This window comes from Bdellovibrionales bacterium (genome assembly GCA_016714165.1).
In the GTDB taxonomy this organism is placed as follows: Bacteria; Bdellovibrionota; Bdellovibrionia; order Bdellovibrionales; family UBA1609; genus JADJVA01.
Genome location: JADJNU010000001.1, coordinates 1,447,495 through 1,461,978, shown reverse-complemented (window position 1 = coordinate 1,461,978; position 14,484 = coordinate 1,447,495). Strand labels below are relative to the sequence as shown.

The following is a 14,484-nucleotide window of genomic DNA, read 5'->3' as shown; positions in this document are numbered from 1 at the left end:
GGTCCTCGGCCGCCAATTTGTCTATCATTTCTTTTGAGTAAAACCTTCGATTCCATGCAAAATTCCCCGGACAATTTCATTTTGGTAGCTCGCAGATTTGAGATCTTCTGCTTCGCTGATATTAGAGATGAAACCAACCTCAATAAGGGCACTCGTCATATTGACGTTTTTTAGGACATAAAATGGGGCTTGATGAACGGTGTTTTCTGCGGGGCGCTTCCTTCCTCGCCAATTCTCAGCCAATTGGAGGGCAAATTGGGAGCTGGTTTGAATTCGAAAATTTCGCTGAAGGTCCTGAACAATATTGAGCAGATCTCCGCTCAGATGATCGGCTTCGGCGATAGGTCGGAGCGGCCACCCCGTTTCTTCCTTTTGTTTGAGGTCACTATTCTCTTTGTTAGCGAGAAACATGGATTCCTCGTCCGCGGGAAGCTGATTCTCAAAATACACTTCCATGCCGTGTGCCTTGGTGTCTCCTGAGGAGTTTGTATGAATACTCAAAAACAGATGGCCCTCGTGTTCTCTTGCTATTCGGGCCCTCTCGGCGAGAGAGACATGCCGGTCTGTTTCCCTTGTCATGACCACTTCAAATCCGCGCTGACGCAAAAGGCTATGGAGCCGGGTGGATATCTGGAGGGTGAGGTCAGACTCTTTTGTGCCGTTGAAAACGGCCCCTTTGTCCTGCCCTCCGTGCCCAGGATCAATGATGATTTTAGCCGAAGCATAGCAAAGCGAGAAGGGCAAATGAAAGAGGAGAGTTCCCGACAACATAGCTGCTAAGGGTCGAAGGAATCTATCCCGCCAAACAAAGACAATTATTGGAGCCATCCGCCACAGTTTATGTCGTTTCCAGTGAACCGAAAAGGGTCCAGAAGGGATTCAGTGCAAAGGACTATGGAGTTCGCTCCTTCGGGGGATTCTCATTTTTGGGATTTGAACAAAAAAATAGCGACCTGGAGGGTAAGGAGGGGGACCAGGCCGCTAAGGGGGGATGCACATCCTCTATAGCAAGGTCAGTGCCAAGTGATCTTGTGGTCTGGACCCATTTGTTTTGATTTGAGAACGCCAAATTATCTCTAATGGAAAATTTAACAGGCCAAAATGGTCCAGCGTTCTCGGCCTGGTGTGAGCCAAGAAACTTATTTTAATTTAACCCATTGTAATTACTTGATATTTATTGATATGTAAGCAGTTTGAAAGGCTCTTTGACAGAGGTTCCAAAAGCGGTCCGGTACATGTATAAAATTCATCATTTACTTGTTGGGGTCGAGGCCCATTCATTTCAATATTCTATCCAATTGCCGATAAGTTAGAGACATCCCAGGCGGGAGGGGACGAGGAATGCCATCTCTAAGGTATGATTCATCATTGAAGCGTGGCTTATTTCTGAAATCTGGATTCGACCCATTCTTGGGAGATGCTCCCATTTGTGGGCATGGCGGAGGGCATGGGGTATGTAAAGATCGAGGAATGTCAGTTAAATCATTCATCAAAGTCACATGTCTTGGGGGGGTCCATCTCTTTCTCTTGTTTCAGATGACGATGATGATGGTGAGCGAAGTTGAAGCCTCTGATTCCCGTGGCATTATGGTTGCGGATCTGGATGATGTCGAATCCGAAATGGAAGACACTCTCCAAGAGTCGGACGCCGCGACTGAAGAGGCAAAGGCTTCCAGAAATCGGGCTGAAAATGAAAGGAAGGCCGCCGACAAAGCTAAAGAGGAAGCTCAGGGGGCCATTGCGAGAGCGCGCAGCAAATCTCGAGATGCCGAAGCTCAAATTTCGGAATACGATAAAAAAATTGTTGCGGCCAGGCAGGAAAAAGAGGCCTACCAAAAGGATATCCAGAGATCAGAGGCCCAGATCAAGAAATTAAATCAAGATATTGCAAATAAGAAAAACCAACACGCTGAGATGATTGACGCGAGAGATAAAACATTGCGAGACCGCAATATGATCAACGAAAAAGTGAGCGGGAACATGAATCAGATTCGAGAGATAGAATATCAAATACAAAAAACAAAGGAAACAGTGACAAAAGCAAAAAAGGACTTGGCTGAGTCCAAGTTAGCCGAAAAAAGCAGTCTCGCAAGAATAAGGCAGACGGAAGAAAAACTCAGAAAGGAGACACGCGATGCTGAAACCAAAAAGTCTCACTTTAAGGAACAGATGGACGCATCAAATAGCATTGTGAATAAGGCTGAACTGCAGATGCGCAAGCTCCGTAAGGAATTGGAATTGAAGGAGGAAGAGGTAGGGATGGCAGAGGCTGAGGCGGATCAGGCTAAAGGAAGGGCCGCTGATGCTCAAGCTCACCTTAATGAACTTAAGGCAGGTCAGCGCCAGAGGCTTGCTCAGCTGGGGACTCGAAAGGAAAAGGCTCACGGCCAAGAGCGCAAATCGGCTTCCCTTGAATCTCGAGCGAGAATGAGTGCTGTAGCTGTAGAAAATGCAAATGATGCTATTGCCGCCCGTCAGGATAATGGAATGAAGGTTTCGACAACGCGAAAAGAAGCATCTTCAAAGAAAATGTCCCTCAGCAAGGACTGTAATTTGAGAGATGCCGCATCGGCAAATGGACGAGTTGTTCAAGCTGTTCATCAAGGTCAAGAACTGGTTGTGAGTCAACACAACGGGGTTTGGATGAAGGTGCATATAAAAGGCAAGAAGGAAGCTTTTGTGGCAAAGACTTGCTTTTGAGTGTTCTAAGGAGAGCATTTGGTTAATGAGGATTCAAAATATTTGTGGTGTCTCTACAATACAGAGAGCGAGGAGCTTTTGGAGGGACTCGTTCGGGATGAGGTGCGGATTCTGATGTCTCGATTGCCAATCCCAGATCGCATGCATTGGTTGGTGTGGCGTGAGGATTGGGCGCATTGGAAGGTAGTCACGACTTTGCCAGAGCTTCTAAAGATTTCCTTGCGCTCGATGAAACAGCCGCCTCCGGAGATTCCGGAAGAGTATCGTGAAGATCAGAGTATTATTGAGATTAAAAGACTGTACCAGGGCAATGATGTCGCGGAGGAGATTTCAACTAACGCCGAGGTGGTAGCCATTGGTGAGATACCGGATTTACCAGTCGAATCTGAGGGTGCCGAATTTGTTCAGCGTGCACATCAGCGAATCAAACGCAGCTATAAAATCTTGATAGAATGCAACCGGAAAAAATTTGAAACAACCTCTGTTGATGTCTCTGTAGGCGGTCTGTTGCTCATCGATCCTTTGCCCGATTGGGTGTTTGGGTATTGCACTATCACCATTATCAAACCGAGAAATGGCGAGTCGGTTCAGTTGACCTGCTCTATTGTAGAAAATCAGCTTCCGCAGAAGCGCTTTCGAGTCGCTCTTTCCCCTCTGAAAAAAAGGGCGGATCAATCACGTCTTCATGCTTGGTTATCAGTCGCTTGATGCTTGATTCCTATTACTTTTGAATTGCCTCTCATTTCTCTCAGACATTTGTTACAGCTTCGATTATTTGGGTTTGATGAGGTTGAATTCGCCAGAGCGCGAGTTCCTTTCTTGTGTGAAGCGGGAGTAGTCCGTGAGTGAGATGGTCCGTTACAACTGCTTTTTCATTTTTTTTGAAAATATTCTGAAGCAATTCCTCTTTGCTTGCAGTCTGCCATGTTTGAGAAAAAGGAGTGATTGACCGGATCCCAAAAGGAACTGAAAAAATATCGTGGAGAGAAACCCAGCTTCGTTCGAGAAGTACCTGATGCCAATCCTGTTGCCAATGAAACCATTGGTCTTCTTCATGGAGACTCATTTTTTTCAGAGTGAGCGGTAGCTGTCCAATTAAATTTGTAAAAAACCAGAGATGGTCGGGAAAAGACTGACGAAGGCGAAGCAATCGATCAATTCTCCAGGCATCGGAGGAGTCAGAAAAAAAGTTTTCCCTTGTCCAAAGAATGGGCAATGGACCGTGAATTCGTTTAAATAGAAACGGTGCAAGGGGATCGAAGTCGATAGCGAGGATCTCAGTAAATTCCTTTAGCCAAAGGGTTGGGAGCGTGTACCCAGCGCTGGGACCAAGCAGTAAAAGTTTCTTAGGTTTGTTTGATGAAAGCCACTGAATTGAAAATAAAAATTCTTCGATAAAATTCAGATATTCCTGCCAAAGATTATGCCGAAATCGCAGGGCTAAGTAGTGGTAGCCGATTCCTCCAGTTTTGTTCCACCATCTTGTCATTGTGGTCTCCCCGCAGTTAGAATATGAAGTCACCGAAGTCCTGTCATCAAATTAAAAGGGTGGTATTCTTTGTTTCCATTTTCAATTTTTAGTCTTTTTAAGGCAAGAATTCGTGCCAAGGATACTCGTCTTAGAGGCAAAATAAGTGATGTGATTGATATTAAAAGTGAATGTGCCAAGTCTGAAGCCGGTTCATTGGCTGCATCATTTTTTTTGTTTGCTAGTTTCATGATTCCTTTGAATGAGCAGGGTGCCTGGCAGGTTTTGAAATATCGAAAGCTTGTTAGCAACAAAGTTATGTTCAGCGCTTCCGGCCTTGAGATGAAAGTCAGCCAGTCTGCAAGTCCGGTGATTTATCCATTGCCGAAGGTTCAAAAGGTCCGTGGAGTGAGGATTTTGGGACGGGTGACTGGTCATCTTAATATTCCCAAAGGAACTGCTCAGGGCGATCAGTTGGCTGACGATTATCAGGTTCGTGTGGGATTTGTCTTAAAAGGACAAAAGAGGCTGAATCCTATCCAGAAAATGTTGGCAGCGGACTGGATTGTTAAACTCTATGAGCTTGCGCCTCCTGAGGTAGGCATTGACAAGATCTATTTTCTCAAGGCAACTCAAATCGCCAGCTCTCTGGGTAGAAATCGCAAACACCCAGTCAGCGACCTCATTGAAGAAAGAGTTTTGTGGCGCCTCCCTGAAGACGGTGATTTTGCGTTGGACCATCGGTTTTCCGAGATCAAGGAGGTGTTGGCCTTGTGGTTGTCCTCTGACGGCGATGATACGAAATCAGAGTATTTGGTTCAGATTTCCAAATTGGAATTGGATGTAGATGGTGGCTAAAAGGCTTTTCAAGCCATCGAATCATTAACGGAAATACAATTCTTCGCGCTGGCGGACCATCTCAAGAATCCAACAAACTGTTTGATACCAGATATAAAAAAATAAGTTCCAGTTTGGAACCAAATCTCTTGCAAAATATATATCCTTATATAAATATTTTTCATTACCAAAGAATTCTGGCCGTTGGTCGAGTTCTAAAAAAAGGGGGGGGGATTATGGCACTTCCGGCGTTGAAATGGGGCTTAAGAGGTTTGTTTGTTTTGGTCTTTGCAGTTTGGGGGATGGCCACTTCTTTCGCGGCAAAACGTTTTGTTGTTACTATAGACTCGCCTCTGGCCTATCAGTCTCTCAAACTGGCCCAACTGGGTGTTCCAGTCAACTCTCCGGCGCTTCAGATGTTTTCTCAATCGGGCGCTCGTGTTCAGCTCTTGTTTGATAAAATCCAAATGGTCGTTGTGGAGTCCGAATCGGATCAGACATTGGTGTCTCTCAAAGGCGAACATGGAATTGCTGATATCGAAGAAGAATTTTTTATTCCAGCGCCCAAGGGCCTTCCTCAGTCAGTGATGACTGCGGGATTGATGGAGCATGTGGAAGTACCATGGGGGATAAAGGCCATTCGCGCACCTGATGCTTGGACCAGCGCTAATTCCGGCCGCGGAGCGAGAGTGTTAGTTCTAGACACGGGAATAGATCGAGACCATCCGGATCTTGCGAGTCGGTTTGAAAAAGGGCAGAATTTTTCTGACGTTGATGAGCCAGAGCCTCCCTACGATTACTACGATAATATTTCCCACGGAACTCATGTTGCGGGCACGATCTTAGCGGATGGCAAAGTGACTGGTTTGGTCGGAGTGGCCCCCGAGGCTCAGCTTTTATCTGCTCGTGTTTGCTCAAAAAAGGGGTGCTCGTCAATATCGATTTTGAGTGGAATCAACTGGGGCATACAGGAAAAGGTAGATGTGATGAACTTGTCATTGGGCGGACCTTTTGATTCGCCCGCTGGCGCGAGGGCTTATGAGGCAGCAAAACTTGCGGGTGTTGTTGTGGTTTGTGCGTCCGGAAACGACGGAGTTGGTCAGGTTTCCTTTCCTGCGGCCTATGATTCAAATATTGCGGTGGGTGCGGTTGACGAAAATTTGGTGAAAGCCGATTTTTCAAATTGGGGTCCTGAATTAGATGTGATGGCGCCAGGGGTAAACGTTGTCTCTAGTGTCCCGCGCGGATCAGGAGTCACAACTGATCTGAAGGTGGATCTTGGTGATGGACAGGGGATGGTTCGCATTGACAGTTTGCCCGTGCAGGGTGCCGCCGTTCAGGTGGATCCATTGGTTGGAGAACTTATTCCTGTTGGACTTGGAAAACCAGAAGACTACAGTGGTCTCTCTGTACAAGGCAAAATCGCTTTGATTTTGAGAGGTGAAATTACTTTTGTAGACAAAGTGAAAAATGCCCTCCAAGCAGGAGCGACTGGTGTTATCATTTATAACAATCAACCCGGAGTTCTGGGTGCGAGCCTAGGGGATGGAGTCAGTGTTGCTATTCCTGTCGCATCTATCACGCAGGAAGCTGGTCTTGAACTTGCTGCAAAGGGTCCTATCTCGGTTAGCCTTCATTCTCGATCCAGCGATTTCGAAAAGATGGCGGGAACATCTATGGCTTCTCCTCATGTTGCGGGCGTGGCGGCTCTTATAAGAGGGGTTAACAAAGCTCTCACTCCCGATCAGGTGCGTGAGATTATCGTGTCGACAGCTCAAGCGCTATCTCCGAACGATGCCAATCAAAATGGATCTGGGTTAATTGACGCTCAAGCAGCGGTCAACAAGGCGCTGGGAATTGAATTTCTTTTGCCAACGGGTTCGGGGTTTTGATGATTCTAGTTGGGTCGATGTGGTTTTTGTGTGGGAGCGTGAAAAGGATTTTGTGCTTCCACTTTTTGTCTCTTTTTAAATGAGAAGCCAACATTGAGGGGACTTTGACTGTTTCTTCGCGAGACAAACACAACTATCTTCTGGGGGAGTTATGCAAATGGAAATGGCAATCAAGAATGGGAAATCAAAGATAGGGGCCGGGATTTTCTTTTTAAGCGCAGTTTTGTCGCAGGCGCTTCACGCCGACTCTATATATCAAAAGCAGACGTTAAGTACGATCGAGTTTATCGAGAACGTTTTTAGTTCTTCTTATGCGCCTCGGGATTGGAAGGCAAAGCAAAGTGGGTGGAGGATTGAGGATGAAGCGAATAAGGCGAGAGCTTCAGTTCTTGGTTTGGGTTCCGATCTAAATATAAAGAGTGCGCAAAGGATTTTAAGAAAACTCGTTGGTAGCACCAGAGATTATCATGTTGGCATTTCGTTTCACGCCTCTGAAAGGGCCACATTGCCAATCGAAATTCGCTCGGCCGAGGGGAAGTTTTTTATCGTTTGGATTGATCGAGATAAGCTTCCTGAGAAATCATTTCCCATTTTGGTAGGGGATGAAATCACGGGATTTAATGGCAAGCCGATTGTCGAGGAACGCAATCAAATCCTGACAGAGATCGATCAAAACGTGTTTGAAACAGACCAAGTCCTTGCTGAGATGTACCTAACCCGACGCGTGGCAAATAGAGGGATTGCGGTTCCACGTGGGCCTGTCGAACTCGAAGTGACACGAAATAAAGATGGAAAAGTACAGACTCTCATTCATCAACTGACCTGGGAGTATCAGGAAGAGAAAATCAAATACAATAGTTTAGCACAGGACTCTCAAAACCTTGAGACTCCTAGCGGAACCCATTCTCTTGCCAGCTGGCAGATGGTGCCCGCCTTTTTGAAGGGACTCGGATCCTCAAAAAGTTTGAATCAGACAAATCCGCATATGTTGGGAGCCAAGCAGAGTTTTGTTCCTTCTTTGGGTCAGATATTTTGGCAGACAGAAAAGGAAAATAAATTCCACGCCTACATCTTTAGAGCAGAGGGCGGGGGGATTTACGGGTACGTCCGCATTCCCTCATACATGGCTGGAGATGATGAAGTGAAGGAATTTCTATCCATCGTTAAACGGATGGAGGAAAGCACAGATGCCATGGTCATCGACCAATTGAATAATCCTGGTGGATCCGTATTTTATCTTTACAGTTTGGTGGCGATGCTGACCAACAAACCGATGCTGACTCCAAAGCACCGAATGATCATTACTCAAGCCGATGTTGCAAATGCGCTGGAAACCCTGAAGAGCCTCGAAAAAGTATCAAACGAAGAAGAAGCAAAAAAAGTATTAGGAGCAAGCATAGGGGGATATCCCGTTTCTTATCAGCTCTCCCAATTTTTTAAGGAATACATGCAATTTATTGTGGAGCAGTGGAATCAGGGAGTGCATTTGAGCTCACCATTTTATTTGGGCATAGACAAAATTATGCCTCATCCCGAAGGAAGTTACACAAAGCCAATACTTGTCTTGATCAATGAATTTGACTTTTCCGGAGGTGATTTTTTTCCAGCTATTTTACAAGACAATCACCGTGCGACCCTACTGGGCGTTCGTACGGCAGGGGCCGGAGGCTATGTGAATGGGGTTGAGTTTCCCAATCTTTTGGGAGTTGCCGGTTTTTCATTCACAGGATCCATTGCTGAAAGGGTTGACCTGAATCCAATCGAAAATCTGGGGGTCACACCTGACGTGAAATATCCCCTGACGGCTGAGGATATGAAGAATGGTTTTGCGCCATACAAAAAGAAAATCTTAGAGCAGCTAAAATTATTGGTCGCAAAATAAGCACGACAATAATTGTCTTGGAAAAGATGGATGAGGCTTTGCACGTGTTTACTGAAAAGCGTGCTCCCTCATCCACTTATCATCAACGAATTTGGTCATGTAGTTTCTGATACCGTCGGGTATAATGACAACGCAATTTTGATTTTCTTTGAGGGATTCACTCGCCTTCAAGACTCCAAACATAGCGGCCCCACTGGATCCCCCGCAGAGGATACCTTCCTCGCAAATCAAGCGACGCGCCAATTGGAACGAGGGCTTGTCCTCTGATTTTACCCAGAGATCAACGAGTTCACGATGCAAGACCTCGGGAACGAAATCGTAGCCAATGCCCTCGATCAAATAGGGTTTGAGCTCGCCGGGGCCTGCCAGAATTGAACCCACGGGATCCACGCCAACGATCTTCACATTTGGATTTGCCTCTTTCAGCCGCTTAGCAACTCCCGTGATTGTGCCGCCCGTTCCAGCTGTCATGACAACCATGTCCACTTGACCGTTTAGATCATCGAGAATTTCTTGAGCAGTACCGTGATAATGAGCATTAAAATTAGAGGGATTTGAGTATTGGTCAAGAATATGAGAGTTCGGAATCTCTTTTTGCAACTTCTTGGCGACCCCTATGTGACTTTCAGGTGCGTCGGAAGCCGCCTGAGATGGGGTACGAATGATTTTTGCGCCCAATACGGCCAGGGTGACAACCTTCTCATGACTCATTTTTTCAGGGAGTGTGATGATGACCTTATAGCCCCTGACAGCTCCTGCCAAGGCAATGCCGATGCCTGTGTTGCCACTCGTGGCTTCAATCAGCGTATCCCCAGGTTTTATTCTACCGCTTTTTTCAGCGTCGAGAACCATCTGATATCCAATGCGATCTTTCACCGATCCGCCAGGATTCAAAAATTCAAGTTTTGCGTAAACATTGCACTTTAAGTATGAAGTGATTCGATTGAGTCGAACCAAAGGGGTTCGTCCAATAGCTTCAAGAACGTTATCAAACAACATGTAGGAGTCCCTCCGGTTCAAAAGAGAGTTTCAATAGGCTTGGGAGCTAGAAATAAACAGAAAGATTCAAGTTTGTCACGCTGGGACTTTCTTTGGTGAGTTTAGTTTTTTCAAGAATCCGTGAGTAGCGAAGTTGAAGGCCCAGGTTGACGTTGCTGATTCGAAAAAACTTGATTCCTCCTCCTATTCCGAGAACGAAACCCGAAGCGTCGTCACTGGAGCCAAAAAAAGCGTTGTTGTTATCTCGATGAGCAGTTGTCGCACCATATCCGACGTCCCCAGTTATGTAGGGCGAGATATTTGTGTCTTTGAGATAATAATTGAGTCCGATATGAGCATCTGTATAGTTGACGTCTCCATAGTCTTTGACGCTGAGAAATTCCCATCCAAAGCGCAAATCAACTTGGGGATCAATTCCCCAAACATAGCCAAATCGCCAGTTGGTTCCGCTTCCCCTCGAGTTGAGCCCGCTTGGGAATGCGGGGCCGAAACCAATTTCCCACTGTCTCAAGGCTTCTCTCCGCAGGGTTCCCGCATTGGCCTCAGTCTGAGTGAGATCGCTGACTCGGGCATCTTTCTCGACGCGTACGTCGGTGAGGACGGCACGCACAAGACGCGACGACACGTTATCGATGTCTTCCATGTTAGTTGCCTTCATTTTGCTGGCAAAAACCTTTTGTCCATTGACGTATTTCATCAGCGAGATGATGTACGACTCTCCCAGCTTCAAAACCTTTCCCTTTAAGGTAATCTGAGCACCATTCTGATCTGTGTCGACGACTTCATAGTTCTCCATTTCAGAGGCGGAGACTCGCACAAGCTCACTCATGGTTTTCAGGTCACTTTCGCTTACTCCCGAACCTACCAGCGGTTCGACAAAAACCGTTTCCGACCATGCGGAATTGAAAATGACCAGGATAAAAACAATAGCAACGCACAGTGATTTCATTTTGACTCCGTAGGTAAGTTTGCCAAGGCGAGCCACAATAACACTTTCACAATTGGCGACCAACCCCTTAATGCTTGCAAATCAACGCCACGCCGCAGGGATTCTAGAAATGGAAACATGACCCTATTTTGTTCCCCGTGAGAAGATTCTAAAGGCCTCATGTCATTTTTGTGCGTTTGTATGCGATGGGCTTGGTCCTTGTGCTATCGTATCTCAGAATATATTGTATGGTTTCAACTAAGAGTAAAAAGGAGGCCGTTGTTGGAGGAGATTCATGATCGAGAATGGTGTCTGTATTATCTTCCGATCAGGCGTCTGACCAAGGAACTCAGTCTTTTACAGATCCGTGCTTTTGTCAAGATCATGGCACCCGAGGCTCTCGCGGGGTATTGGATCTGGCGAAGCGGGTTCAAAGATTGGATTCCCCTTTCGGATTGTGCTATCGCCATGCGACCTCTTTCTAAAGCGCGAGAATCTGTGGTGCCCCCTAAGCCACCAGGATATCAAGAGAGCAGTGTCGAAAATCCTGAGGATGGTGAACAAGTGATAACTCTAGAGGGGAGTGAGGGGGATGAAGAGGCCTTAGCCTTGGAGACAGTTGTGGCGCAAGTCGACACTTTGGAAGACAAAGAAGATGAGGCAGGCACTTTTCAAAATGAGGCGATTTTAAGGGAGCGAAAAGTTGAAATACCTGGGGAAAATATTTTTGAATTTCCTGAAAGCACTGAAGTCGGGTCATTGATCGAGGTCGACAACCAAGAAACGATAGAAAGACGCGAAGTTGCCCGGTATAAGCGCCGCTATAAGGTTATTATTAATATAGATGGTAGCGAGCATCTTACATACACTGTTACTGTCTCTATGAAGTCCATTCAGGTCGAGGGAAAGCTGCCATATTGGATTCCTCGCAATAGTTTTGAACTCATCTTGGAAAGATATGGAAAGCGGGTGTACATTGTTTGTCATCCCCACGGTGAAACGCGAGACCAGGTACTTATGATCGAGTCGATCTCTGAGCCTGGGACCTACCAGAAGTGGCTGCTTGAATGGTAAGGCCAATGGTAGGGCCTATGGTGGGGCCAATGGTGGGGCCGGATGATATGTCTCATTTAGAAACAAAGTTATTCTCGAAAAGAGTCAAAATCCTGAACAGCTTGCTAGGTTGTCGTCGATTGGCAGCCTCGGTTGAGGTTACCTTCTCCCGTAAAATCAATGATTTAATATGAGCTCTGAATGGGCCCAAATTTGCTCATTGGAAGGCAGGGTATTTTGTTTTGGCAAACTTGAAGCATTGGATATTTTGAGAATCTCAAGGCCAAACACAACGGAAAGTACGAAAGGAATGGGTCTGCACTCCAATTTAACAACTCAATTCATTCTTGGTCTGATTCGATTGATAGCCCTTGCGATGGCTGTTCCGATCGGGTCATTGTCATTGTTTGTCCTTTCTTGTGCGAAACCCTTGGATGCTTCCCTCAAAGGGGGAAGCAATGATCAGTCTTCTGTATGTGGAAAAGGCACCAATCCGCCTTGTCCTTCGGAAATCAAAATAGTTTCCCAGAGCCCAGCATCGATCCAAGTTGTAGAAGGGAGCCCCTTGACGATCTCTGTATTGGCTCAGGGCTACCAGCTGACCTATCAATGGTACAAAGATTCCCAGTCAATTGCGCAGCAGACAAATTCAGGATTGAGTATTTCATCGACTGACCCTGGCTTAGCTGGTAGTTATCACGTAGCGATATCCGATGGGTACGGCGGGATAAAATTGTCAAACCCCATTGCTGTGAGTGTCGTCCCAGCGACAAATTTCTTTCAGCCCATTCTGACTCAAGAGCCAAGTGACGTTACTGTCAATACCAATCAGACGGCCACATTTGCGGTCACTGTATCCGCAAATCCAGCCCCAACTTATCAGTGGTACTATCAGGGAGCTCCTATAGCAAACGAAACCGGACCGACACTGAGGGTGTACGGGGCGACGCCAGCGATGTCCGGCATTTATAGCGTCCTTGTTCAAAATAATGTCGGAAGTGTATCTAGTCGTGCGGCTAAGCTCACGGTCACGGACTGTGTTGCCACCGGGATCAAGTTCGGCGCCTCCAATACAATCGCTAACAGTGTATTGGCTGGTTGGCCAGTTAGCAATCTCGTCGACAATAATCCCAATTCTGCGTATAGTTCGGCAAGGACAGAGAGATCAAATCCAGGAGCCTTTCAGATTCAGTCGCGATTTTCTGCAGCCAAAAACTTGAAGTCAGTCAAATTATATCCCCGCTTAAATGGAACGCAGCCAAATTGCTTTCCCGCTCGTTATGAAATCTACGGTGCTCTGGATAACACATTTAACAATTGGCAAAGACTCGGCATTTATACGACTCAACCCGCTGGAAGTGCTCCAGTCACTCTGAGCTATGCTGGAACATCCGGCTATTTTGGTATTCTCATCAACCCAATTGAATTGTCACCAGACAGCGGGGGCGGCATTTATTTGCAATTCGGCGAGATCGAAGTTTACGATAAAGACCCTCGTTGTTTGTGATCAGATTTTAACCAAGAACCTCACTCGCTTTTCCCACATTTCAGATTTTTCTCGTTGGCCTCTCGGGGTAGCCGAACTCAAGAAAGGTCTGGGTTCTGGGTGGTCTTCAAAAGTCCAGGTGGTCAACAAGAGCCAAGGATGTCAGCTCTCAAAGAGTCAAGTGCTCAGCTCTCCTTAGGCCTTGAATTTCAAAAATAATTTGCGAATGCGCAAAAGTGATCAGAAGATAATTCCTATACAATTTTAATAAATCGGTGAGGATTTTTAGATGGTGAGAACTTCTGTTCGAGCAGTTACTTGTTTGCTTATGATTACTGCACTCTTCTCCTGTACCAAGGACGAGGCGGACTCGTCGGACGGGGCCGAAGCGATCTCCAATATTTCTGAATCGGCGATGGCAGAGGCGGGACAACAATCGACCGCCTCCGAAGGTGCCAGTTCTCCCTCCTTTACTTCAGGAGAGGGACTATCGACCGATTTTCAATTGATGGATTTTCTTGACCCTCAGGATGCGTTGAGACCATTGTCCGCGTGCACATTTTCTGCGGCAAGAAGCACTTGCTCCAGCAATGTTAGCACTATCTCTTGGGGTGGCTGCACAATTGGGACTGTGACACTCACAGGTGGCTGGAGCGAAGCTTGGTCAGCAGGATTCTGCAGTGATGGCAGTCAGCCAACTGCTTTGACCAACGGGACCTCGGTCACTCGCACATCACCTTCAGGTCAGGTTTTGACCTTTGCATCAGGAGCGACTTTAACTACAGATACAGTCGCCCACACGACCTATGACGGCACCTCTATTCCCGGCACGGGAATCACGATTTCAAATAGTGGTGGAACTCGCACTGTGGTCATCAATGGCCTTCACAAGGTTCTCGTAGGTCCAAGAGGGCGTACGTGGTTTAATCACACATTGACGTCATCTGGTTTAACAGTTACCGGGACGAGGAGCGGTGGCAATCGAGTTGTTTCTGGAACAAGTGTTCATTATCACAACCTTGCCGAATATAAGGCGACCCACACATTTACCACAGTTACTTGGAGGGCCTCAACTTGCTGTTATCCAACCTCGGGGTCGGTGTCTTCGACCTTGGAGGGTAGCCGGAGTGGCACGGTGAGTTTGTCTTTCACCACAACCTGTGGAGAGGCGAATTTTACGGATACAGATGCTTCGGTGTCGTCGGTCACTCTTAGTCAGTGCAATTGATTTCTGGGAAA

The 14,484-nt window shown here is 46.6% G+C and carries 12 protein-coding genes; 8 read left to right on the top strand and 4 right to left on the bottom strand.

What is annotated here, in order from left to right:
* Nucleotides 1–24: 24 nt before the first annotated feature.
* Nucleotides 25–828, bottom strand: a complete 804-nt coding sequence (locus tag IPJ71_06530; protein MBK7843340.1) for an N-acetylmuramoyl-L-alanine amidase — start codon at nucleotides 826–828, stop codon at nucleotides 25–27.
* Between the two features lie 513 nt (nucleotides 829–1,341).
* Between IPJ71_06530 and IPJ71_06525 the strand changes: the two genes are divergently transcribed.
* Nucleotides 1,342–2,700 (top strand): hypothetical protein, encoded by a 1,359-nt coding sequence (locus IPJ71_06525; GenBank protein ID MBK7843339.1) that lies wholly within the window; start codon nucleotides 1,342–1,344, stop codon nucleotides 2,698–2,700.
* A gap of 18 nt (nucleotides 2,701–2,718) precedes the next feature.
* Nucleotides 2,719–3,408, top strand: a complete 690-nt coding sequence (locus IPJ71_06520; protein ID MBK7843338.1) for a PilZ domain-containing protein — start codon at nucleotides 2,719–2,721, stop codon at nucleotides 3,406–3,408.
* A 40-nt stretch (nucleotides 3,409–3,448) separates the two neighbouring features.
* Here the strand turns inward: IPJ71_06520 and IPJ71_06515 are convergent, their stop codons facing one another.
* Entirely contained in the window at nucleotides 3,449–4,189 is a 741-nt protein-coding gene (locus tag IPJ71_06515) for a hypothetical protein (protein ID MBK7843337.1), read from the bottom strand.
* Nucleotides 4,190–4,258: 69 nt separating this feature from the next.
* Here IPJ71_06515 and IPJ71_06510 point away from each other — a divergent pair, with 69 nt between their 5' ends.
* The 3 genes from IPJ71_06510 (at nucleotide 4,259) to IPJ71_06500 (ending at nucleotide 8,779) form a co-directional block, all read left to right on the top strand.
* Entirely contained in the window at nucleotides 4,259–5,026 is a 768-nt protein-coding gene (locus IPJ71_06510) for a hypothetical protein (GenBank protein MBK7843336.1), read from the top strand.
* Between the two features lie 215 nt (nucleotides 5,027–5,241).
* On the top strand, nucleotides 5,242–6,897 hold the full coding sequence (locus IPJ71_06505) for a S8 family serine peptidase (GenBank protein MBK7843335.1): 1,656 nt from the start codon (nucleotides 5,242–5,244) through the stop codon (nucleotides 6,895–6,897).
* A 157-nt stretch (nucleotides 6,898–7,054) separates the two neighbouring features.
* A complete protein-coding gene (locus IPJ71_06500; GenBank protein MBK7843334.1) occupies nucleotides 7,055–8,779 on the top strand; it encodes a protease-like activity factor CPAF in 1,725 nt (574 codons plus the stop codon).
* A 48-nt stretch (nucleotides 8,780–8,827) separates the two neighbouring features.
* On the opposite strand, the gene IPJ71_06495 is transcribed toward IPJ71_06500, so the two are convergent.
* Together IPJ71_06495 and IPJ71_06490 are read right to left on the bottom strand one after the other, a co-directional pair.
* On the bottom strand, nucleotides 8,828–9,778 hold the full coding sequence (locus IPJ71_06495) for a pyridoxal-phosphate dependent enzyme (GenBank protein MBK7843333.1): 951 nt from the start codon (nucleotides 9,776–9,778) through the stop codon (nucleotides 8,828–8,830).
* Between the two features lie 46 nt (nucleotides 9,779–9,824).
* Nucleotides 9,825–10,727: a hypothetical protein gene (locus tag IPJ71_06490; GenBank protein MBK7843332.1), complete on the bottom strand. Its 903-nt coding sequence runs from the start codon at nucleotides 10,725–10,727 to the stop codon at nucleotides 9,825–9,827.
* A gap of 261 nt (nucleotides 10,728–10,988) precedes the next feature.
* Between IPJ71_06490 and IPJ71_06485 the strand changes: the two genes are divergently transcribed.
* The 3 genes from IPJ71_06485 to IPJ71_06475 all read left to right on the top strand — a co-directional run bounded on the left by IPJ71_06485 (nucleotide 10,989) and on the right by IPJ71_06475 (nucleotide 14,473).
* Nucleotides 10,989–11,780 carry a hypothetical protein gene (locus IPJ71_06485; GenBank protein ID MBK7843331.1) on the top strand — a complete coding sequence of 264 codons (792 nt, stop codon included), beginning with the start codon at nucleotides 10,989–10,991 and terminating at the stop codon, nucleotides 11,778–11,780.
* 169 nt (nucleotides 11,781–11,949) lie between these two features.
* Nucleotides 11,950–13,266, top strand: a complete 1,317-nt coding sequence (locus IPJ71_06480; protein ID MBK7843330.1) for an immunoglobulin domain-containing protein — start codon at nucleotides 11,950–11,952, stop codon at nucleotides 13,264–13,266.
* Nucleotides 13,267–13,534: 268 nt separating this feature from the next.
* Nucleotides 13,535–14,473, top strand: coding sequence for a hypothetical protein (locus IPJ71_06475; GenBank protein MBK7843329.1), 939 nt, complete (start codon nucleotides 13,535–13,537; stop codon nucleotides 14,471–14,473).
* Nucleotides 14,474–14,484 lie beyond the last annotated feature (11 nt).